We start from the raw sequence: 22,225 nt of genomic DNA on the forward strand, positions 1-22,225 counted from the left end.
GATTGCATGCATGAATGATCTTATTTCCGCAAGTGCGACAAATGAGTATTCAGACGCAATATATCAAAATTCTCTTTTAAAGGATTCTACAATTACTCTATAGATAACAAAGAGTAATCTGACCGTAACCAGACGTCATGGCCAAGCTTTATATCAACCAAGATTGTAAAGTCATTGTGGTCATTAGCCCCCTATTTTAGGGGGCTAATAATACATTTAAAGGATCAAACTAGAAGCGAGCGCCGACGCTGATCCAGAAACTACGAGCCTTATCTTTATTGTTGTAGTCATCTTCATAGCTGGCTTCCCATGTGCCATCGCCATTGTCTGTGAAGTCCGTTTGGTAACTAGTAAAATCTTCATCGAGCAAGTTGTTGATACGCGCACTGAATGTCACAAATTCATTCAATCGATACTGACCACCAAGATTCACAACACTATAGTCTTTATAGTAGAGGTGCTTGCCTGTTACAGTATTTACACCGCGATAACGCTTAGACCGCGTCTCATAAGATAGCTGCGCGCTAATCTCATCAGTTATACTCCAATCCAGAGTCGCATTCCCCATATGCTTAGCTGTGTTGGTAAGCGGCAAACCTTCATTTGAACCACTCAATTGCTCACTATCTGTGTAAGTGTAGTTCGCGCGTACACTGAGACTATCTAAGATCTCATATTTACCCGCAACTTCAGCTCCTTTAACCTTGGCTTTGTCAATATTGATTGGCTGACGCAAGCTACCAACACCAAGAATTGTTGCATAAGTTCCAAGATTAGCACATGGACGCACACCACCTGTTTCCTCACAAGTTTGCGTCACAGTTGTAGAGGAAATCTTATCTTCAAAATCATTTTGGAAATATGTGATATTGAAGTTGTGCCCTTTGGACTGAGAATTCCAATATACAGCGATCTCGCTATTCACACTTGTTTCAGGCTCTAACTCTGGGTTTCCTGTCCATGGACTTGTCCCCTGACCACCAAAGCCAGTAATACCATCGTAAAGGTCTGTTGTTTTGGGTGTTTTATAGCCTGTGCTCACACCACCTTTTAGTGTCCATTCATTAGATATGTTATAAACACCATAAAGCCTCGGGCTTGTGTGCTCACCAAACACATCATGGTTATCAAAACGAATACCACCCGTAATGGTCAATTTCTCAATCGGTGACCAGTTGTCTTCAGCAAATAAAGACCATTGTTTTTGCTCTTGTACCGCTTGCAAACCATCAACAGTATCTTCCAATCCGAAAACACCATCTTCTAGTTCACCGTCAATAACCTGACCGCCCACCACAAAGTGATGATCGCCTACCACGTTCGCAACTGGAATGTCGAACTTAACATCAAGTGTATATTGACTGCTTTCAAGTGTCCGCTTGTCACGAGGAAGAAAAGTATCAGCTGCTATCTGGCGACGCTCATCTTCTGATAGTCCAGCGTAATCACCTGTTCCATCATAGATTTCTTGCAATAATAGGCGCTCGCCCACTGCAAACGGAAGCGTACGGCCATTATTATTGGTATCTACATATGCAAGAGAGACAAAACTCGTACCAAAGCCCCATTCCCCTTGATGGGTAAGAGACCAATTGTCTCTGTCAAATGATTGTTCTTGGGCGTAGCCTACTCGAGGCGCAACGATTCCGCCCGAAGTTCGCCAAATAGTGTCAATGCCGTCCAACGTCCCCAAAGGATAGGCTATATCACCTGTTTCAGGATTATAAATCGGTGTATTATCATAAACTTGGCGGGATATATCATAATCAAGCACCAAACTTTGATTGTCTGTCGGTGTCCAACTTAATGAAAATCCTGCTGTCTTATTTGTGCTATCAACGGTGCTTCCGCCACCACCAAAACCAAAACTTCTGACGTGGGTTTCTCCAGACGGATCTACAGCGGGAACAAAGTCAGGCTGAGACGCCAAGCGCTCATATATCGAGCCGCGTAAGCTAAGGCCTAGCTTGTCGGCAACCAAAGGTCCGTTCAGTCCGAAGTCAAATGTTATGTCATCCCCAAAGCTATCGTTTTCTTGCAAGCTACGCCCGAAAGTCGCTGAACCACTCCACTTGTCTGATACTTTTTTTGTGATGATGTTGATCACACCACCCAATGCATCCGCCCCATACAATGTAGATGCCGGCCCCCGGATCACCTCAATACGTTTAATCGTATCCAGAGGTGGAATATGATTAAACTGATTACCACCAAAATTGTTGGGATAAATATCGCCGTGATTATTCTGGCGTTTTCCGTCTATCAACACCAATGTGTAATCTGACCCCATACCCCGTATGCTGATCGTGCGCTGCCCTGTTTTATCTGCCGTTTCTCCGACATCTACCCCCTCAAGATTACGAACAGCGTCTATAAGTGTTAAGTAAGGGCGCACTTTCAGTTCTTGTTCACTTACAACACTAATACTAGCTGGTGCATCTACTATCTTTTGTTCAAACCCCGCAGCAGTCACAACGACTTCGCTCATCCGCATTTCGCGTTCAGCCGATGTATCACTTACCTCGCCTTGAGATCCATCCTGAGCAAAAGCAGTTTGCCCCACCATAAAGCTCGCCATTACAGCGCTACTAAGTGCCGTATATCCCCAAAAACTTTTTTTTTCATTTTACCCTACATTTATTGCAATTGATTCTCAAAATTACTAGAAGTACTGGTTATCAAACACAACAGCTAATAAGAATTATTCTCATAAAATAAATGTTAGGATTTTAATTAGTTTACAAAGTGTCTTTTTAGCATCTCAGAATAAGATATTTCACCAGATGGGAACTGGAAAATAACAGCTAATTCATGAGAATTAGCCCTTTCTACAGCGGTCTCTGGAGATGCATATAATGCAGTTGCCCATGCGTCTGCATACATACAGTGGGGATGCAAAACCGATACGGATTTAAAAGCATCAACGCTGTGTTCCGTTAAAAGGATATGACCCAAATTGATATCATTCCTTCTCAAATTTTGTTTATGCGTATTACCACTCGTCGCGACCGAAAACCCCGACAAAGCAACACGATGCAATATTCCTGCAGGTATAGGAGTTTCAATATCAACCCACCAAGGTTGACCATCCTCTTTTAGGCCCTGAGCAGAAAACTCACCGCCAATTTCAACGAGAAAAGATACACACCCCAACCGACGCAATTCATTGCTCATGGCATCCACAGCAGCGCCTTTTGCAATCGCATTGAGATCAATCTGGGGACAATCAGTCTTGGCAATCACACCTTGACCAAGCGGAAATGGATTACCAACATAGCTCGCCGCGGTATCAAGTTGCATCTCAACCGAAGGATTGAACCCTCGATTGGAAATTTCATCGAAGCAAAAGGGATTAAAAGCGCCGCCTGTTTGTTGCTTTATCTCTATAGCTGCCTGCCATATAGACTGAAACAAATCAGGCACGTCCAACACAACACCCACTGAAGCAGCATTAAAACGACTGATAAATGCGCGAGGCTCCCAGAGGCTGAACACATTTATATAATCAGTAAACACCAGATTGAGACATTGGACGATTTCTGTCTCACTGATATTTGCCGGCAGGTATATCTTTGCTGACCAGTTTGTTCCCATAGTCTCTCCCTGAAGGTCCAGTCGCGACTGTCCTTCAGGAAGAATTACATGTTCTTTTTTTAACTGATTAAAAATCAGAGGCTGAATATCAATCAGGGAATTAACGCCTCAAAAGTTGCGGAATAGCCGCTTCTCAACATCATTTCCTGCCCCATCTTTTCACCAGGCTTACGAGAGCTAGCTGACATCCAGTAACGGCCAGCAACTTCTGGGGTAAATTTGATTACTCCATCTTTATCCGTCTTGACCTTCACTTCGTTGATCACATCGCGGTAACGGTCATTTCCCTTCACAATCGTCACTTCCAAGTCAGCGACAGCTTTACCATCGACGAGAAATGTAAAGGAAGCTTCTTCGCCTTGATACACATCATTGGGGTGTGTGATGGGAATCATTTCTATTCCTACACCCGTCACTTTAAATGCGGTTTCAGTAGGTGCGCCCAATGTCACGAAAGTTTCCGAACGGCGCGCAGAACTAGACAACTCCACACCTTCTTTAGCCAGAATACCTTCTTTTTCGAACATTTCCCAACTGCCACGTTTACGTTTTTTTTCGTCACCCTCACTCCAAGAAGCAAAGAAAAAATCGCCCAGCTCTGCCACTTTGTAAGTGCCCTGTTGGTCCAGCTTCAGGTCAAATGTAGACCGGATTTCACCCTTCCACCCATTTTCTGGCTTACTTTGCGAACCGTCTGGAGCTGTAATCACAACATTGTCCAAATTCATAGCCACGTGGTTTGGGAAGAACAGATCGTTTGAGATAGCACCATCAAGTGTTACAATTTGCTCGTCACCTGAAAGTGTAAACGTCGATGGCAATATCCACATTCTGTGCGCCTGAGCTGCTGGAGAAACAGCTAGACCGATTGCTGCGGCCATGAGTAGAGGTTTCAATCTAAGTTTCATGTCTTTGTTTCCTTTGACCTTATTTACGGTTCGATATTGAGAGAAATATTTCCAAGCTCAGTTTCACCTGAAACTGACACACTTTGGCTAGCGTCTGATTTCCAAGTAAAAGGTAGTTTTACAACTTCGCGACCACCCACTTCTCGCGCAGCTTCGACGCAAAGCACATAATCACCTGCTTCCAAGTCAGCCAGCTGAGCGGATTCATTTGTAAAGTGTAGCGTGTGCTGGCCAGGTGCGCGTGTGGGGCTAGACACACCATCAATTGGCAAATCCAAAGAACGCCCAGAACGTCGCCACCACTGACGCATATCTTTTAGCCACGTTTCACCTTCACCCTCAGGTCCGTCTTCTTGCTGATACCAGACAGAGAGATTCGCCGCGACTGAGTGATCTGCGTTCGCAATCCAGATAGCAACGTAAGGCTTATGATATTCTGCCACATTAAAGCGAGGCAGTTCTACATTCACCTCTAGCCCTTCAGCGTGTGCAGAACCTGCACTAAGTGCTAGGCCTATTCCTGAAAGTGTAAGTTTCATTTTCATGTTATTATCCATGTGCAAAAAAGAAAAGAATGACGACTGGCACAGCCAACCCGCCTATTGTAAGCGGCCATGTGATGGCACGTTTTTTAGAGTGGATCTGAAGCAGCCACAGGCCCGTCAAACAAAAGAAAATTGTCGCAATTGAGAACACATCCAGAAACACTGCCCAAACTGTTCCTGTATTGCGGCCTTTGTGCAAATCATTGAGATAGGAGATCGCACCACGAGATGTCGACTCATATTCGACCAATCCCGTTTCTCGATCGATAGCCAGCCATGCATCGCCGCCCGCACGCGGCAAACCAACATAGATATCAATATCGGTTAATTCTGCGCTGCGTCCCGCTGTATTGACGTTTAATTCCCGTCGCAGATATCGAACTAAGTCTTTTGGAAGCACGCTCTCACCTTCAAGAGGTAATGCGCGCACACTTCCCATCATAGCTTCGTCTGAAGTAACGGCAGCATTCGAAATTTTTGGAGTCGTTTTAATATCAGCTGCGTGATTTAGCGTGATACCTGTTACCGCAAATAACAGCATTCCGATCAGGCAAATCGCGCCTGAAATCCAGTGCCAAATACGCGCCTGCTTTTTCCAGAAATTGGAGGCCTTTTTCCGTGCCGATTTCTTGGCTTTCAGATCTTGAGTTAAGATAGGAACATTCATGTATACAAGTCAGCAATTCATAATAAAGAGGACGTTTAAATCTGTTTATCACTTCTGACTAATTCTGCAACTTGTTCTCATGTGCAGGCTGTAAAAAAAGATAGCTTTGTCCTTAAATTGAATATTGCATAAATCACCCTAATTCGTCTTATTTTGTTTTTAATTGACGTCCTATCTTTGTCCTCACTAAGGGCGTTTTGACTATAGTTTATCGATTCCATTTTCAGCTTATAGACTGGTGATAAAACTCATTTATGTTGGACACTGGAAAGTATGCCTTTCAATGCGCATCACTCCCACCTCTGTCCATTCTATGGTTAACCACAAACGCAAACACCACCCGTTAGGGTGGTTGAGTGTTTGTAATTTTTATGTTTGGAATAAATTGGGTGCGGGGGTTGGATTTGAACCAACGACCTTCAGGTTATGAGCCTGACGAGCTACCGGGCTGCTCCACCCCGCATCAATTATAATATTTATGATGCCTCGCGATCATAAAAGTAGACATTAAAAAACGGCTTCACCTAGCTAGCCTAGACTAGAAAGGACAAAGCCGTTTTGCCCTGAATTTCAGGACCATGAAGGAGGTTTCTTACGAACGTAATAACATTGTTCGACTTTATAGAACTGGCAACGACCTACTCTCCCACGCCTTAAGACGCAGTACCATCGGCGCAGAGAACCTTAACGACCGAGTTCGAGATGGGATCGGGTGGGGAATTCTCGCAATAATCACCAGTTCAATAAAATCGAACAATGAGATCTCCTAACTATTGTTGGTAGTTAGGAGTAAAACTAAGTATCAGACCATAATCACATATTATGTTTTTGATGATTGGTATCATTAAGATACCGGATTTGTTTTGCGGAGTGCGTTACGCTCCGAGCACTGATGGTTAGTCAGTATTTAGCTAGTTTTTATGTTTCGTACATCTTCGCAGAAAAAGTAAAGATCACTTTTTCGAGCGATGCACTGGCATATTCTTCGCCACGCATGGGTATGTATCGGATCAAGCCGATCGAGCAATTAGTACCAGTTAGCTTCACGTATCGCTACGCTTCCACACCTGGCCTATCGACGTCGTAGTCTACGACGGCTCTCAGGGAAGTCTAGTTTTGAGGGAGGTTTCCCGCTTAGATGCTTTCAGCGGTTATCCCGTCCATACATAGCTACCCTACACTGCGGCTGGCGCCACAATAGGTCCACCAGAGGTATGTCCATCCCGGTCCTCTCGTACTAGGGACAGATCCTCTCAAACTTCCTACACCCACGGCAGATAGGGACCAAACTGTCTCACGACGTTCTGAACCCAGCTCACGTACCACTTTAATTGGCGAACAGCCAAACCCTTGGGACCTGCTCCAGCCCCAGGATGTGATGAGCCGACATCGAGGTGCCAAACGATGCCGTCGATATGGACTCTTGGGCATCATCAGCCTGTTATCCCCGGAGTACCTTTTATCCGTTGAGCGATGGCCCTTCCACACAGGACCACCGGATCACTATGACCCACTTTCGTGTCTGCTCGACTTGTCAGTCTCGCAGTCAGGCAGGCTTATGCCATTGCACTCGTCGAACGATTTCCGACCGTTCTGAGCCTACCATCGCGCGCCTCCGTTACGATTTAGGAGGCGACCGCCCCAGTCAAACTCCCCACCATACAAGGTCCCGGATCCCGATAAGGGACCGCGGTTAGACATCATCGAGGACAAGGGTGGTATTTCAAGGACGACTCCACCAGAACTGGCGCTCTGGTTTCATAGTCTCCCACCTATCCTACACATGCCATCGATAATGCCATTGTAAAGCTAGAGTAAAGGTTCACGGGGTCTTTCCGTCTGACCGCGGGTACCCCGCATCTTCACGGGGAATTCAATTTCGCTGAGTCGATGTTGGAGACAGTGGGGAAGTCGTTACTCCATTCGTGCAGGTCGGAACTTACCCGACAAGGAATTTCGCTACCTTAGGACCGTTATAGTTACGGCCGCCGTTCACCTGGGCTTCAATTCGAGGCTTGCACCCCTCCTTTTAACCTTCAGGCACCGGGCAGGAGTCAGACCCTATACGTCGTCTTGCGACTTCGCAGAGCCCTGTGTTTTTGATAAACAGTCGCCACCCCCTAGTTTGTGACCCTCTCTGGAATTACCCAAAGAGGCACGCTTATCCCGAAGTTACGCGTGTAATTTGCCGAGTTCCTTCAACATCGTTCTCTCAAGCGCCTTGGCATGCTCTGCCTGTCTACCTGTGTCGGTTTCGGGTACGGTCTAATGGTGGAGCTATTTCCTGGAACTGCTTGGCGGCATACCCAATCCAATAAGGGCACACAACTTCCACAATCCGTCACTACCACCTGGTTCAGGAATATTAACCTGATTCCCATCGTCTACGCATTTCTGCCTCGACTTAGGGGCCGACTAACCCTGCGCTGATTAACATTGCGCAGGAAACCTTAGACTTTCGGCGAGCGGGTCTCTCACCCGCTTTGTCGCTACTCATGTCAGCATTCTCACTTCTGATATCTCCAGCCAACCTCACGATTGACCTTCACAGACTTACAGAACGCTCCGCTACCACATTTACATGTCCACAATTTCGGCGAACGGCTTTAGCCCCGTTACATTTTCGCCGCAGAAACGCTTGACCAGTGAGCTGTTACGCTTTCTTTAAAGGATGGCTGCTTCTAAGCCAACCTCCTGGTTGTTTCAGCATTTCCACATGCTTTTCCACTTAGCCGTTACTTGGGGGCCTTAATTGGTGGTCAGGGTTGTTTCCCTCTTCACTACGGACGTTAGCACCCGCAGTGTGTCTGCCGTATATTACTCGTAGGTATTCGGAGTTTGGTTAGGATCAGTAAGACGGTGAGTCCCCATAGCCCATCCAGTGCTCTACCCCCTACGGTATTCGTACGACGCTCTACCTAAATAGATTTCGCGGAGAACCAGCTATCACCAGGTTTGATTGGCCTTTCACCCCTAGTCACACGTCATCCCAGAGCTTTTCAACGCTCAAGGGTTCGGTCCTCCAGTACATGTTACTGCACCTTCAACCTGCACATGACTAGATCACCTGGCTTCGGGTCTAATCCCACAAACTCGACGCCCTATTCAGACTCGGTTTCCCTGTGCCTACACCTATCGGCTTAAGCTTGCTTGTGAGACTAAGTCGCTGACCCATTATACAAAAGGTACGTGGTCACTCCGAAGAGCTCCCACTGCTTGTAGGCATTCCGTTTCAGGATCTGTTTCACTCCCCTCGTCGGGGTGCTTTTCACCTTTCCCTCACGGTACTTGTTCACTATCGGTCAGTATGGAGTACTTAGGCTTGGAGGGTGGTCCCCCCATGTTCAGACAGAATTTCACGTGTTCCGCCCTACTCTAACGGCTTATCATTTTACACTTACGGGACTATCACCCACTATGGTTTGGCTTTCCATCCAATTCAGTTTATTTCAAAGCTCGGCCTGGTCCGCGTTCGCTCGCCACTACTAACGGAGTCTCGGTTGATGTCCTTTCCTACGGGTACTGAGATGTTTCAGTTCCCCGCGTTCGCTCTTTAACCCTATGTATTCAGGTTAAAGTATCTCGTTTATGAATTAGTAGATCCAAACACCACCCTAAGGTCATGCTTAAAACCACTAAATCTGAGATGGGTTTCCCCATTCAGAAATCTATGGATCAAAGGTTGCTCGCACCTCCCCACAGCTTATCGCAGCGTGCCACGTCTTTCATCGCCTCATACTGCCAAGGCATTCCCGGAATGCCCTTTTGACGCTTGATCACTCAACAATACCCATGCGCAGAGAAGAACATGTCGGTGTTCTAAACCTTGCTATGGATCGTTGTCAGACGATACTTAGTTTTACGTGTTCATCCTCGAGGAAAACGCCGGTGTAATGGCGCGGATGAACAACCTCCTTACAATGTCAATCCATCTAGAACCAGAAGTCCTAGACGAAACTTGTGTTACAGCGAACCTATGAGATAGATTAAGTTAAATGGTGGAGCCGGACGGGATCGAACCGACGACCTGAAGCTTGCAAAGCTACCGCTCTCCCAACTGAGCTACGGCCCCTTATCGATATTGCTACCGAATTCATTGAACCACAATCAGGATAAGCAATGGTGGGTCTGGGAAGACTTGAACTTCCGACCTCACCCTTATCAGGGGTGCGCTCTAACCACCTGAGCTACAGACCCATTTGCTTCTATGCAAGGGTATGCTCAGTGTTGCGCATTGCCCTGCCCTATCGGGGCTCGCTGTTCTCAGTCAACAAAAACCATATTGTTGTCGATGACTGAGATGGAAGAGAAACGAAGACGGCGACATGCCGCTATGTTTTTGCTGTCACTCACATACTGGATAAAGAGTATATGGTGCAACTTAATGCTAGAGAAGTTGACGAAATCAATAAATTGAAATTCCTCAACATCCTTAGAAAGGAGGTGATCCAGCCGCAGGTTCCCCTACGGCTACCTTGTTACGACTTCACCCCAGTCGCTGACCCTACCGTGGTCGCCTGCCAAATTAGCGCAGCGCCTTCGGGTAGAACCAACTCCCATGGTGTGACGGGCGGTGTGTACAAGGCCCGGGAACGTATTCACCGTGGCATGCTGATCCACGATTACTAGCGATTCCAACTTCATGTTCTCGAGTTGCAGAGAACAATCCGAACTGAGACAGCTTTTGGGATTATCCCATTGTCACTGCCATTGTAGCACGTGTGTAGCCCCACCTGTAAGGGCCATGAGGACTTGACGTCATCCCCGCCTTCCTCCCGATTGACTCGGGCAGTCTCTCTAGAGTGCCCAACTAAATGCTGGCAACTAGAGATAAGGGTTGCGCTCGTTGCGGGACTTAACCCAACATCTCACGACACGAGCTGACGACAGCCATGCAGCACCTGTCACTATGTCCGAAGAAAACTCCATCTCTGGAGTGAGCATAGGATGTCAAAGGTGGGTAAGGTTCTGCGCGTTGCTTCGAATTAAACCACATGCTCCACCGCTTGTGCGGGCCCCCGTCAATTTCTTTGAGTTTTAATCTTGCGACCGTACTCCCCAGGCGGAGAGCTTAATGCGTTAGCTGCGTCACCAACAAGCATGCTTGCTGACAACTAGCTCTCATCGTTTACGGTGTGGACTACCAGGGTATCTAATCCTGTTTGCTCCCCACACTTTCGCACCTCAGCGTCAGAATAGTCCAGTCAGTCGCCTTCGCCACTGGTGTTCCACCGAATATCTACGAATTTCACCTCTACACTCGGTATTCCACTGACCTCTCCTATCCTCTAGACTAGCAGTTTAAAGGCAGTTCCAGGGTTGAGCCCTGGGATTTCACCTCTTACTTACTAATCCGCCTACGTGCGCTTTACGCCCAGTAATTCCGAACAACGCTAGCTCCCTTCGTATTACCGCGGCTGCTGGCACGAAGTTAGCCGGAGCTTCTTCTCCGGGTACCGTCATTATCTTCCCCGGTGAAAGAATTTTACAACCCTAAGGCCTTCATCATTCACGCGGCATGGCTGGATCAGGGTTTCCCCCATTGTCCAAGATTCCCCACTGCTGCCTCCCGTAGGAGTCTGGACCGTGTCTCAGTTCCAGTGTGGCTGATCATCCTCTCAAATCAGCTATAGATCGTAGTCTTGGTAGGCCATTACCCCACCAACAAACTAATCTAACGCGGACCGATCTTTCTCCGATAAATCTTTCCCCCTAAGGGCGTATACGGTATTACACCTCGTTTCCAAGGGCTATTCCGTAGAGAAAGGCACGTTTCCACGCGTTACTCACCCGTCTGCCACTCACTCCGAAGAGTGCGTTCGACTTGCATGTGTTAAGCCTGCCGCCAGCGTTCGTTCTGAGCCAGAATCAAACTCTCAAGTTGAGTTGACCTGACGAATCAAATAGTAATCTTCTATCTGATCGCTGTTTAAAGCGTTTGCACTTTTTGACGGGAGACCCGTTCATTGTCATATAAACTAAGTAAACTTAGTCTATCGTTCTATTGAACTGGTCTTCCTTTATAAAAACGCAAACCGTCGTTGTCGAATGTTGAATATGAAGCCGAAGCTTCAAAATTCAGCAAGCACGACGCCGCCTGCGTTTCTCTTCCAATCTTACAATGTCAAACATCTACAAAACTTCGCTCAAACATCCCAACTTAATGAGACAGGAGCGCTGCGGGCTCGAACCCTTAATTGTAACCTCCGGCCGGACATCCGTCTCAGCGTTTCGGCGAAGGTGCAGGATATAATGTCCAGCACCGTGTCCGTCAAGAACTATTTTCAATTAATTTCAGGACAGTCCGAAGACCAATCAAATGCACCTCAGTGCCAGAAATTAACTAAAAACAACGACTTAGTGGGCGACTTATTAAGTTGCCCGCAGAACCGTTTGTTCTCAGCGGAGAGAGGCGGTGTATAACGACCGACCCTCAGCTCGTCAACCACTTATTTTAAGTAATTTTCAGAAGCTCTAAAGAACTAAGAAAACCACTAAAAACTGAGCCAATTTTATTACCCTAAAAGAGTAAAGAATTAACCCTGTGATCGGCGAAGAGACGCGGCTTATAATAACCACACCTCACCCCGTCAACCAATTATTTTAAGTTATTTTAAACGATCCAGAAGATCACTCAAAATCACCTAAACAAACCTAGAAAAACGTTCCGAAAAACAGATCATCCAAGTCTATGGTCAGCGAAGAGCGGTGACGTATATGTATGTAGACAGTGTGCGTCAACATAAAAAATGCCGAATCTGTAAATTAAAAATCGACACCTCACAAAGCCCAAGCCCCCCCCCTCCTCCACACCGCCACATCATAACAATACCCCAAGCGTCACGCGCAAGCACAGCCACACAACACAATGGCCGCATTAGGCACTCAAAAAATCGCAGGAAAGCTATCTACCAATTTTGATTTCCGTTCGAAATCAGCTCTACGGATAAACACGCAAAGCTTTGATACATTTGGTAGGCCCGGAGGGAATCGAACCCCCGACCAAACCGTTATGAGCGGTTTGCTCTAACCAACTGAGCTACAGGCCCCCAAAATGGAGAAAGCGCACATTACTCATTTTGCATCATTCGTGAAGACCCCAATTGTGCGAAATATCCATTTCTTTCAAAATTAAATCCAACTATTGATGGTCAATGCCCCTAAACCCCACAACACGCCATAAGACTGCCTCAATAGCGAGTCGTACTGTCATTAGATATTTTGCTTAAGTTAGGAGTCATAATGTTTATCCCCTTTCGTCACAAAAACGAATCAACCAAACAAACAAGTGTTTTAGCAACTCTTGCCCTATCAACAGCATGCATCACCCTACCGCTAAGCGCAGAAGCACAAATCATGCAAAACACACCCCAATCCATGTCAGTCATTCAACAAGAAACAACCTTAAACCTGACAGGGGAAGGTAAGATTGAAGTCAGCCCAGATATTGCAACAATTTCATTAGGCGTAAACGTTGAAGCCGACACAGCTTCCCAAGCCATGAAACAACAATCTGCATTGATGAATAAAGTTTTTGAAGCCTTAGAAAAAGCAAAAATTGCAGACAAAGATATGCAGACTGGGAATATATCCTTAAGTCCGCGCTATGATTACAGCTCTAGTAAAAACGGCCCACCTAAGCTGACCGGCTATCAAGCAACTAACACATTAGGTATTACTGTCCGCAAACTCGACACACTCGGTTCTGTTCTAGATTCTGTCGTTTCAGCAGGCGGCAACACAATCAACTCAATATCATTTGGATTGGACGATTCGAGCGCCGCCCTAGATGCAGCCCGCAAAGCCGCCATTGCAGATGCTTTAGCAAAAGCTGAACTTTATGCGGAAGCAGCAGGATACTCTGTGTCCAGAATCATAACGATGAATGAGGCTGGTAATTTCTCGCCATCCCCGCAACCCGTTATGATGGCGCGCATGAAAGCCTCTGAATCAGCCAGCACACCAATAGCTGCTGGAGAAGTTTCCTATTCATCGACGATGAATGTTCAATTTGAGCTCGTTCGCAAATAGGCTATATTTTACTTAGAAACAAAAAAGCCACTACATCTGATGTAGTGGCTTTTTTTTGCCCATCTATTTACGCAAAATAGTCGATCCAGACAATTCCATACTCCCAGCACCTTTTACTAAGTCAGGGTCATCTAGAAAATCATCTAAATCTGTGAATTCAAGTGCTTCATCCGATTTTGACCAATCGGACGCACGTCGACGAGGAACAATCGGACTATTTTCCACATTCTCGGACGCCAAATTAGCGACATGTCTTTCTACGTCAGCCCGAACATTTGGCGCTACCGGTTCATTCTCCTTAATATAATCAGAACTCTCTAGTTTGGAGTTGAACTTAGGAGGATCAACAACATTTTCCGACACAGGCGAAGTATGAGCCCCGAAATGACCGACACCTTTGCGCTTCATCCTTGTCACGCGATTACCACGCTCAAAGAAGAGCCCCCAATATTTATCAATTATATCGGCGCGATATTCTAAAGAACGTAAATCGCGGATCTCTCGCCCCTTCATCAAGCGAACACCCTCAATTTTAACGCGGCCTAGACTGTTCACCGTTTGCACAAAGCCATTATATGATCTTGGCGCGTGTCGGTTTGCTTCAAAATGAAGCTCTCCAACACCTTCTCGTCCCTCTTCAGAGGTATCTGCCAAAGAATTCCTGAACTTATAAGTCATGAATGGCCAACTAAAACTGGAAAACTCCATAATCACATTTGATTGTACTTCCAGATTTTCATCGACCGCATATCCAGAGAATCGGAATGACTTACCGGCAGGCTGTATTTCAATCACAGCCATTCGCGGCATACCATTGTGTTTTTCAGCCTGAATCCACGTGCCTTCCATATAGTGTTTTCCCAGCACCAACTTCCGAATAGGCGTATAACGAAAGAAAAATGGCAAAACCGCATCAGTCAGCGCCAGCCACACCACGATAGTCACTAGTAACGCAGCACCTGCCGCCAAAAATGGCGCGTAATCGGCCTCAAATCCAGCGACACTATATGCTGCAGTAGCCGGCCCAAAAACAAAACAAACAAGCGCCAATACAATTGCAGCTGAAACCGCATTCGACACCACTAAGAAACGACAATATGGATTCACCCAATGCCCCTTTTCAACAATACATCACCAAATAAATAGTCTTTATGTTGAAAGGACAAATATCATAAAGTCATGATTTTAAATATGATTTTATGATTAATGATCTATACTTGAGAATTAACAAAACTATTGAAACAAGAGTTTGTTTCCATTTGAATTAACAATCGATGTTTGGAAATTCACACTCGATTAGGTATATTTTACCTAGTTAAATGTGCTCAGGTCTTTGTCAGCACTTATTACTTAAAATAACTCGACCATACTAAAAACACCGCCAACACAATAATGGCGGCAGATATTTGCACAAACGGCCTTCCCCGCCTGTAAAATGGAGTTCTAGAAGGTTTCTTGAGATTTTTCACAACGCAACACCATTGCCCAAAGCATTGCCGCCCGCAGCAGAGCTAACGGCAAATATTTAAGCGACGTGAGGAACTATATTATTATTGTCATCCAACATCACGACAGTCGGTGCGTGCTGACGAGCTTTCTCTTCCTCAATCTGAGCAAAAGTTGCTATAATTATACGGTCACCCAATTGAAAGTGACGCGCTGCTGCTCCATTCACACCAAATGTTTTTGAGCCACTTGGCGCTTCAATGGCGTATGTCGATAGGCGCGCACCATTGGTAATATTCCAAATATCAACGCGTTCGTTCACAAGAATACCAGAAGCTTCCAACAAATCCTTATCTATAGAGATAGAGCCTTCATAATGAAGGTCGCACTGAGTCACTGTTGCGCGGTGTAATTTCGCTCTCAACATGGTCAGAAACATATAAAACCCTTTCTCTTCAACGCTCGCTCAGACTTTTAAGCACCTCAACCAACATTATGGTTCAATTAAAATGCTTACTTTGAATGAAGATATGGTGCCCATATCAAAATATTCAAAGCCCAATTGATATTTCTAATGCTATTCATCTCGCAGATGCAGCAATTTTCGGTTTTCTATAGCATAACAAAGCTGAATGCATAGTGACCACAGCAAATTTCAGTGCAAATCACACACAAATACGGATCAATTTTACCCGAAATGGACGCCCAGCCCCAGGGTAACCTTAGGGCATTTATTGCTATCGTTTCTGACTATTACCCACAAACAAAAAGAGCGGCAGCCAATAAAATTGACTACCGCTCTTTATAAAATCTCTCGGCCCAACCTAACCAAGCACGTTAGGTGGAACCGTTTTAGATTTTTAGAATTCGAAGTTTACAGTCACACCAACGTTTTCGTCTGTGTCGCTTTTTTCAAACTGCCACTGAGAAATTGCTTCAACAGCTGAAGCATCAAATAGCTCAGGGCTTGTTGAGTTAACAACTTCAATCGCGTCAACACTACCGTCTTTAAGAATGACGAAAGCAAGCTCAACTGTACCTTCGATTTCTTGTTTTTCAGCAAATGTTGGATATTTTGGAACAACTTTTTTCACAACTGTAACATCTGCAGCGGCAGGCATTACAACAGCTAATGAAGCTACTACGGCGAGGAATGCGGAGAACAAGTTAGTTTTTTTCATAATAAGACCCTTCAGAGTTTCAAAAGTGCTGCGGGTCTATTCAGGTTTGCTTGAGTATTTCGAGATACCCCTTTTAGCATACCAGCTGCCCGCTAACATGCATTAATGTATAGCATACCCACCGAGCATCCTGCAATTGCAAAGCTTCATTTTTCACGGAAACGTCATAAAAGCATAGAAACGACTACTAATTATGCATTTGAGCATAAAAAAGCAGCAGTTCTCATACACAAGAACTGCTGCAAATAGATAGAATCGGACTTTTCGTTAGTCTGAAACCATGACACCTTCAAATTTGACACCAAAGAAATCATCTTTGACCCACATTGGACGCTCATCTTGATTCGCCAATGTCATCGCGATTTTTGCATTTATAGATGCAAACTTGTCTGCAACGTTAAATAAAAGCCCATTATCCACTTCATCAGAAGGCTTGTGGTAGTTATTGGCAAAATGATTGCTCCAAGCTTCTTCTCCACCATTTTCAAAACCAGTCGCCAAGAAAACCGACGGCACACCAATTTCTACGAAACGATAATGATCAGACCGCGTAAACAATCCTTGCGCCGGAAAAGGGTCTTCGCCCAAAGTAACGCCAAATTCAGAGATAGCATCTTCAATCGCTGACTTCATTGTGGATCGCTCACCACCAAAGGCAACGACATCAGTGAAATCATATGTAAGCACTGGCATATCCAGATTTACATTGCCCACAATGTTTGCGCGTTCAATTGTTGGATTCATTGTAAAGTATTGAGCGCCCAACAATCCTTTTTCTTCCCCCGTCACAACAGCAAACATCACGCTACGCCGCGGCGCGTCGCCAGATTTAATAATGCGCGCCGCTTCCAAAAGCGTGGATACACCCGCCGCATTATCCAATGCACCATTATTGATGACATCTTCTTCCATAGACTTTTGCGTAATCCCGATATGATCAACATGCGCAGACAAAACGATCACTTGATCTTTCAATTCAGGATCAGATCCTTCAATCATCCCCAAAACATTTTGAGACTCAATTTTGCTATGCGTCGACTTCTGCTCAATACGCACATACATCGGAAGCTCAAAAGACGGGACTTTCGCTGCATCATCTTCAATCAATGTTTGGATATCAGCCCAAGACATCTGTGAGCCGTCAAACAATTTCGCCGCCCCATCATCAGACAAATAAGCTGAAGCCGCCAAATTAGGTGCTGTTGTATATGGTGCTCCGTCTTTACCAATCCACTTCATAGATTTTCGTGTGGTCGAGCTAGAAACAGCGCGCGCAAATGGAAAACGCTTTACACTTTTGGGCGTTGGCAGCGTTATAACTCCAATTGCACCGCGTTCTGACATTTCACGAGAGACTTGCGCACCATAATAAGCGCGCTCTTCTGTTTGAATGCCGCCTGGCGTCCCTGAAAGAACAGCCACAATCTTACCCGCAACATCAATATCTGCATATGGTGTCAGTCCATGCTCAGGCGCAACCACACCATAGCCAGCAAAAACAACAGGAGCTTCAATGACATTTTCAGGAGATTTAGAAGAAGAATAAACAACATAGTCGGTGCCATCTATGAATTCGACGACATCGCCGGACGCATTTATGACCTGCATCGCGTTTCCATATTCATCTCTAACGACTGAGATAAAGGGAACAGTCTGTGTATAGCCACCATCTTCTCCAGCAGGCGCAACACCAATTTCTTTAAATTGGTTGATTACATATTGGACTGCTAATGCATGGCCGGCAGATCCTGTCTCTCTGCCTTCAAGCTCATCACTCGCTAGGTAAGTTATATCTGCTTTAATTCGTGCAGCGCGTGGCGTAAGAATTTCTTCAACATTCTTTATCGTTGCCTCTTCACTTACCTCAACGCTCGCGCAGGCACCAAGAACAGATGCCGCTGCTAGCGCAAAAATCAACTTCAATCTCATAGAATTCCCTCAAGAATTTTTAGCTTTGTTTGGTATAATGAGTAGGAATAAATACTGTTTCGGCAAAGTCGAGCATTTTTCATCGATATTCCGAAAATAGCATTTCTATAATCGAGAGTGATTTTCTCAGACCTTGCATTGATGACAATTTCAAAGTCTAAATTTTGATCATACATCTTCTTCAATGCGCCAATTAGGAAAGCGTCTATTCTTCCCACCCCAATAAATACGGACTCTATTTCCTGCTGGATCAAGAATGACTGCCTCACGCCATCCATATGATTTATCTTCGGGTTGAGACACAATTTCATAATCCAAGGCTTTCATTTTAGACACCACCTTATCAACTTCTGGCGTCTCAAAATAAATGGCCGGATAGGATGCATCAACGGCCTCGCCTCCATTTGCCGCTATGGAAAATGTCGCTGGCTCTCCTTGTCCTGCTTCTGGCAAGCACTCAAACCGCGCATATCGAGGTGGTGCATCGACAATAAGGCGTAATCCCAAGGCCTTATAAAACGCAACGCTCTCATCATAATTGACCAAAGGCAAAGTCGCCTGATTCATTTGCATTCAGCAACTCCGTGACTAACTTCTGCTGATGCATGCTCATATTCATTGCGTTCCTTATACACATCACTTGCATAAGCAATGAACTCAAACTCTATACCGCATGGCAAACGATAGTAGACGCTTTTGCGGTATTCACTATCGGTAGTAATAGAATGCGGCTCAAATCCCGCATCTGAAACGCGTTGTAATAAGCCATCCACTTCACTTACCTCAAACCCCACATGAGCAAGTCCTGGCGTGTGGCCTGCAAGATCACGTACATCTCCTTCGGCATTATCGTTCAATGTAATGTAATGATCCTCAGAACCAAAATGAATCCAGTTTCTTGTTTTGCCTGACCAGATACCCTCTCCCCCCCCCCGTACTTTCCAGTCGGGAAACGCAATTTTTAAAAAATCCAAGGTCGGCTCAATCTCATCGACGACCAAATTCACATGTTCAAGCCTAATCATCTCAATTTCTCCATCTCATTTATAAAAGAATTTTCTTTACTTAATAAACACTCTTTACTTTTGAAAGGAATTTCTTTTATAAATATTGATGATGACAAACACCTCCTCCCATCCCGCTTCAGATAGTGCCGCTTCAAAAGCACGCGCTACCCGCAACGCAATTATTGATTCTTTAAAGAGAGATGGACCGCAGAGTGCAAATAACCTGGCAGAACAAAGAAAACTCACCCCAATGGCGGTGCGGCTTCACTTGTATGATTTACATGAAGAAGGACTTGTTGATTTTACATCCGAACGTGCCCAAAGGGGGCGTCCAACCAAGATCTGGTGTTTAACAGATGCTTCTTCTCGCATTTTTCCAGATGCACATCAGGGGCTTGCCCTTGAAATGATCAGCTCGATGACATCTCTATTTGGCGAAGAAGGATTAAAACAAGTAGTTGATAAACATGCTGAAAACCAATGCCAACGTTACAAGGCAACCCTAAAAGAAGCCAAGTCATTATCCATCATCCAAAAATTGAATAAACTGGCTGAATTGCGGACCAACGAAGGCTACATTGCCGAAGTGCGTCCTGATGGCGACGGCTTCCTATTTCTTGAAAACCACTGTCCTATTTGTTCAGCAGCTCAAGCCTGCCAACGCTTGTGTAGTAATGAACTCAGTGTCTTCAAATCTGTTCTGGGAGACAGCGTCGAGATTGATCGCATCGAGCATATTCTAACAGGTGCCCGACGCTGCGCATATCGCGTCACCTCGAAATAACTAATGCGAAATATGAGCCGCAATACGCCTTGTCATCGGTAAATCACGATGCTCAAAAATATAAACACCTTGCCATTGCCCCAATGCGACATTCCCTGACATAATTGGAATAGAAATTGATGTCGGAGTAAGAGCAGATTTTATGTGAGCCGGCATATCATCAGGGCCTTCAAATGTATGCGTTAGCCAATTCATGGCTTTGCTATCGCCGCTGGGTACAATTCTGGAGAAAAATTCACGAAGATCATCCTGCACACTCGGATCAGCATTTTCTTGCACCAGAATCGAACATGAAGTGTGCTGAACAAACAAAGTTAACAGGCCTGATTCTACTTCATTTTCTGTCACAAATTCTCGAATTTGTCCGGTAAATTCATACAATCCTTGCCCACGCGTCCGCACCGTAAATACGTGTTGATCACTCAATGAATCACCATCCTATGCCTAATATATGGAGCAAAATTAACGTTAATTATGTTGTACTAAATAGTTAATACAACCATCATTAGGCAAGGAAAACTTAAAACAGCCCGCAAGAATGGTTGAATTGATGGAGGCTTTTCATGGCAACGCGTATTGGTGGATTTGTTTTCGCGCTCGGTTTTTGGGTGGTGCTAGGCTTGGTTACACTCATGAGCTTTAATATTATCAACTAGCTCCTTAGTATATGCGCAGAAATTTTGAGTAGAGTATTTTTATTTGTCTCGCACAAAAGGCCGAGCGGCAAAATGCACGGCCCTCTCCTATTGTCTCAATTTCCACAAACGAAGCAGGATCACTCAAAACATCTGCGTTTGCCTCAGGTTCAGATGCTCTTTGCAGAATACCTCTTAGCTTTTTAGGTTTGTTTTACTGGAACTTCTGGCGCAAGAGCTACAATTGCCCCTACACATTTTCTCCATTCAAGACTACAAAGCCCATTAAATGTACAAATGCTCGGGGATGGGCCAATGAAAACGATGATTCCAAACGCGCTAACGCTCGCTCGATTTTTACTAGCCCCGATTGTGGCCTGGCTGATGTGGAAAGGCTTTTCTATTCCGCATTTTGCCGAATACGGCCCCAATGCAATGAACAACTCACCAGAAACAATTGCTGCAGCTGAAGCGCTTGGCACAAAATACCAGTTATGGGCAGCGATCCTGTTTGTGGTTGCCGCACTAACGGACCTATTTGACGGCATGGCAGCGCGCGCGTGGAATGCACACTCCAAATTTGGTCGCATATTAGATCCTATTGCGGACAAAGCTTTGGTCGGCCTTCCCCTCCTTACCTATGTTGGTATGCACCGCTATTTTCAGGGTGAGTTCAACTATCTGATTCTCATTCCAGTGCTCATTATCGTGGGAAGAGACATCTTCATAACTATTCTTCGCCTCTTCGCCCCCGACGGTGAAGGTGCCCCTGTTTCCAATTTAGCAAAATACAAAACAGCTTTAGAATTGGTCGCGGTTGCTATGCCGATATTTATGCAGCTTCCTTGGATCCCAGCAAGCTCAGCATTATACTGGTCTTGGGTTATCATTTTGTGTGTTGCCGCATTGCTCTCAGCAATAACAGGGTTGGGATATTTAACAGCCTCACCAACGTCCAAACCTAAAGACTAATACTCCCAAACGAAAATTGCCCATTCTGTTGGGGGGAAAACAGAACGGGCAATTCGGGGAGGTATTATTAGAGTGTTTTTATAAGCAGTTTGTGCCTGGATCCGGATTGCACCCACACTGAGGGGTGAGGGTGAGAAGACTGCAGATGCAATCCTTAACCATGCAATTTTTGAATATAATGTAGAGAGGGGGCACTCCATTATATTCTACTCAAGCGAAGCGAAAACACGAAGTCTTCATTTTGCTTAAACACATTTAAGCAGCCTTAGATTGCGAAAAAGTTAACAAAACTCAGCTTTCTATAAATATTTCAAGTTTCCTCTAAAAAACATTGGTTCAATTGAGACAATTAGACTCAATTTTGCCAATCAAACTGTAAAGCAAAGACCATTTTTGCCCCTCACACCCTAAAATAACAATTTTATGAAAAAAAATTTCCAATAGAATCAATAATATTTCAGATTATTGACGTAACCCCACTTTTCAGAAGCATTTGCTTGGTTAAGCTTGCACTCCATTCCTGTGG

At 45.1% G+C, this 22,225-nt stretch carries 15 protein-coding genes, 4 tRNA genes and 3 rRNA genes; 3 read left to right on the forward strand and 19 right to left on the reverse strand.

All coding sequences use genetic code 11. The annotated features are described in order from the left end of the window. Nucleotides 1–229: 229 nt before the first annotated feature. The 12 genes from HBAL_RS10940 to HBAL_RS11000 form a co-directional block, all read right to left on the reverse strand. Nucleotides 230–2,566, reverse strand: coding sequence for a TonB-dependent receptor domain-containing protein (locus HBAL_RS10940; protein ID WP_233356675.1), 2,337 nt, complete (start codon nucleotides 2,564–2,566; stop codon nucleotides 230–232). Nucleotides 2,567–2,733: 167 nt separating this feature from the next. After that, the gene (locus HBAL_RS10945) at nucleotides 2,734–3,594 is read right to left on the reverse strand and encodes an FAD:protein FMN transferase (protein ID WP_015828010.1); all 861 of its coding nucleotides are present in this window, start codon (nucleotides 3,592–3,594) and stop codon (nucleotides 2,734–2,736) included. Nucleotides 3,595–3,686: 92 nt separating this feature from the next. Then, a complete protein-coding gene (locus HBAL_RS10950) occupies nucleotides 3,687–4,502 on the reverse strand; it encodes a DUF4198 domain-containing protein (RefSeq protein ID WP_015828011.1) in 816 nt (271 codons plus the stop codon). Between the two features lie 23 nt (nucleotides 4,503–4,525). Continuing rightward, nucleotides 4,526–5,041 (reverse strand): DUF2271 domain-containing protein, encoded by a 516-nt coding sequence (locus HBAL_RS10955; RefSeq protein ID WP_407635711.1) that lies wholly within the window; start codon nucleotides 5,039–5,041, stop codon nucleotides 4,526–4,528. A gap of 10 nt (nucleotides 5,042–5,051) precedes the next feature. After that, on the reverse strand, nucleotides 5,052–5,714 hold the full coding sequence (locus HBAL_RS10960) for a PepSY-associated TM helix domain-containing protein (RefSeq protein ID WP_015828013.1): 663 nt from the start codon (nucleotides 5,712–5,714) through the stop codon (nucleotides 5,052–5,054). A gap of 386 nt (nucleotides 5,715–6,100) precedes the next feature. Further along, nucleotides 6,101–6,177: transfer RNA gene (locus HBAL_RS10965), tRNA-Met, on the reverse strand. A gap of 162 nt (nucleotides 6,178–6,339) precedes the next feature. After that, nucleotides 6,340–6,454, reverse strand: a 5S ribosomal RNA gene (rrf, locus tag HBAL_RS10970). Nucleotides 6,455–6,720: 266 nt separating this feature from the next. Next, nucleotides 6,721–9,492 (reverse strand): 23S ribosomal RNA (locus HBAL_RS10975). A gap of 218 nt (nucleotides 9,493–9,710) precedes the next feature. Beyond that, nucleotides 9,711–9,786, reverse strand: a tRNA-Ala gene (locus tag HBAL_RS10980). Between the two features lie 48 nt (nucleotides 9,787–9,834). Further along, a tRNA-Ile gene (locus HBAL_RS10985) sits at nucleotides 9,835–9,911 on the reverse strand. Between the two features lie 239 nt (nucleotides 9,912–10,150). Continuing rightward, nucleotides 10,151–11,598: ribosomal RNA gene (locus HBAL_RS10990) — 16S ribosomal RNA — on the reverse strand. The 16S, 23S and 5S rRNA genes sit together here with 3 tRNA genes alongside, the layout of an rRNA operon. A 1,088-nt stretch (nucleotides 11,599–12,686) precedes the next feature. Continuing rightward, nucleotides 12,687–12,763 (reverse strand) — tRNA-Ile (locus HBAL_RS11000). 193 nt (nucleotides 12,764–12,956) lie between these two features. Between HBAL_RS11000 and HBAL_RS11005 the strand changes: the two genes are divergently transcribed. After that, nucleotides 12,957–13,745: an SIMPL domain-containing protein gene (locus HBAL_RS11005; RefSeq protein WP_015828014.1), complete on the forward strand. Its 789-nt coding sequence runs from the start codon at nucleotides 12,957–12,959 to the stop codon at nucleotides 13,743–13,745. Between the two features lie 63 nt (nucleotides 13,746–13,808). Here the strand turns inward: HBAL_RS11005 and HBAL_RS11010 are convergent, their stop codons facing one another. The 6 genes from HBAL_RS11010 to HBAL_RS11040 form a co-directional block, all read right to left on the reverse strand. After that, nucleotides 13,809–14,852, reverse strand: a complete 1,044-nt coding sequence (locus tag HBAL_RS11010; RefSeq protein WP_015828015.1) for a hypothetical protein — start codon at nucleotides 14,850–14,852, stop codon at nucleotides 13,809–13,811. A gap of 418 nt (nucleotides 14,853–15,270) precedes the next feature. Beyond that, nucleotides 15,271–15,630: an aspartate 1-decarboxylase gene (panD, locus tag HBAL_RS11015; protein WP_015828016.1), complete on the reverse strand. Its 360-nt coding sequence runs from the start codon at nucleotides 15,628–15,630 to the stop codon at nucleotides 15,271–15,273. A 421-nt stretch (nucleotides 15,631–16,051) separates the two neighbouring features. Next, a complete protein-coding gene (locus HBAL_RS11020) occupies nucleotides 16,052–16,372 on the reverse strand; it encodes an energy transducer TonB (protein ID WP_041301552.1) in 321 nt (106 codons plus the stop codon). 267 nt (nucleotides 16,373–16,639) lie between these two features. After that, on the reverse strand, nucleotides 16,640–18,301 hold the full coding sequence (locus tag HBAL_RS11025) for a M28 family metallopeptidase (protein WP_015828017.1): 1,662 nt from the start codon (nucleotides 18,299–18,301) through the stop codon (nucleotides 16,640–16,642). 168 nt (nucleotides 18,302–18,469) lie between these two features. Next, complete coding sequence (locus tag HBAL_RS11035) at nucleotides 18,470–18,874, reverse strand: VOC family protein (RefSeq protein WP_015828018.1); 405 nt, start codon at nucleotides 18,872–18,874, stop codon at nucleotides 18,470–18,472. Further along, complete coding sequence (locus HBAL_RS11040; protein ID WP_015828019.1) at nucleotides 18,865–19,326, reverse strand: VOC family protein; 462 nt, start codon at nucleotides 19,324–19,326, stop codon at nucleotides 18,865–18,867. Before HBAL_RS11040 ends, HBAL_RS11035 begins: the two co-directional genes overlap by 10 nt. An 88-nt stretch (nucleotides 19,327–19,414) precedes the next feature. On the opposite strand from HBAL_RS11040, the gene HBAL_RS11045 reads away from it, so the two are divergent. Continuing rightward, on the forward strand, nucleotides 19,415–20,092 hold the full coding sequence (locus tag HBAL_RS11045; RefSeq protein WP_015828020.1) for a helix-turn-helix transcriptional regulator: 678 nt from the start codon (nucleotides 19,415–19,417) through the stop codon (nucleotides 20,090–20,092). Here the strand turns inward: HBAL_RS11045 and HBAL_RS11050 are convergent, their stop codons facing one another. Further along, complete coding sequence (locus HBAL_RS11050; RefSeq protein ID WP_015828021.1) at nucleotides 20,093–20,518, reverse strand: secondary thiamine-phosphate synthase enzyme YjbQ; 426 nt, start codon at nucleotides 20,516–20,518, stop codon at nucleotides 20,093–20,095. It lies immediately after the preceding gene. Nucleotides 20,519–21,042: 524 nt separating this feature from the next. Between HBAL_RS11050 and HBAL_RS11055 the strand changes: the two genes are divergently transcribed. Beyond that, nucleotides 21,043–21,699, forward strand: coding sequence for a CDP-alcohol phosphatidyltransferase family protein (locus HBAL_RS11055; protein WP_015828023.1), 657 nt, complete (start codon nucleotides 21,043–21,045; stop codon nucleotides 21,697–21,699). Nucleotides 21,700–22,225: the final 526 nt, after the last annotated feature.

The sequence above is a fragment of the Hirschia baltica ATCC 49814 genome (genome assembly GCF_000023785.1).
GTDB lineage: Bacteria > Pseudomonadota > Alphaproteobacteria > Caulobacterales > Hyphomonadaceae > Hirschia > Hirschia baltica.

Excerpts from the sequence above, each read along its gene's own strand:
- HBAL_RS10940 (WP_233356675.1), bottom strand. The coding sequence starts at position 2,566 with ATGGTGGGGCAAACTGCTTTTGCTCAGGATGGATCTCAAGGCGAGGTA.
- HBAL_RS10945 (WP_015828010.1), bottom strand. The coding sequence starts at position 3,594 with ATGGGAACAAACTGGTCAGCAAAGATATACCTGCCGGCAAATATCAGT.
- HBAL_RS10950 (WP_015828011.1), bottom strand. The coding sequence starts at position 4,502 with ATGAAACTTAGATTGAAACCTCTACTCATGGCCGCAGCAATCGGTCTA.
- HBAL_RS10955 (WP_407635711.1), bottom strand. The coding sequence starts at position 5,041 with ATGAAACTTACACTTTCAGGAATAGGCCTAGCACTTAGTGCAGGTTCT.
- HBAL_RS10960 (WP_015828013.1), bottom strand. The coding sequence starts at position 5,714 with ATGAATGTTCCTATCTTAACTCAAGATCTGAAAGCCAAGAAATCGGCA.
- HBAL_RS11005 (WP_015828014.1), top strand. The coding sequence starts at position 12,957 with ATGTTTATCCCCTTTCGTCACAAAAACGAATCAACCAAACAAACAAGT.
- panD (WP_015828016.1), bottom strand. The coding sequence starts at position 15,630 with ATGTTTCTGACCATGTTGAGAGCGAAATTACACCGCGCAACAGTGACT.
- HBAL_RS11020 (WP_041301552.1), bottom strand. The coding sequence starts at position 16,372 with ATGAAAAAAACTAACTTGTTCTCCGCATTCCTCGCCGTAGTAGCTTCA.
- HBAL_RS11025 (WP_015828017.1), bottom strand. The coding sequence starts at position 18,301 with ATGAGATTGAAGTTGATTTTTGCGCTAGCAGCGGCATCTGTTCTTGGT.
- HBAL_RS11035 (WP_015828018.1), bottom strand. The coding sequence starts at position 18,874 with ATGCAAATGAATCAGGCGACTTTGCCTTTGGTCAATTATGATGAGAGC.
- HBAL_RS11040 (WP_015828019.1), bottom strand. The coding sequence starts at position 19,326 with ATGATTAGGCTTGAACATGTGAATTTGGTCGTCGATGAGATTGAGCCG.
- HBAL_RS11045 (WP_015828020.1), top strand. The coding sequence starts at position 19,415 with ATGATGACAAACACCTCCTCCCATCCCGCTTCAGATAGTGCCGCTTCA.
- HBAL_RS11055 (WP_015828023.1), top strand. The coding sequence starts at position 21,043 with ATGAAAACGATGATTCCAAACGCGCTAACGCTCGCTCGATTTTTACTA.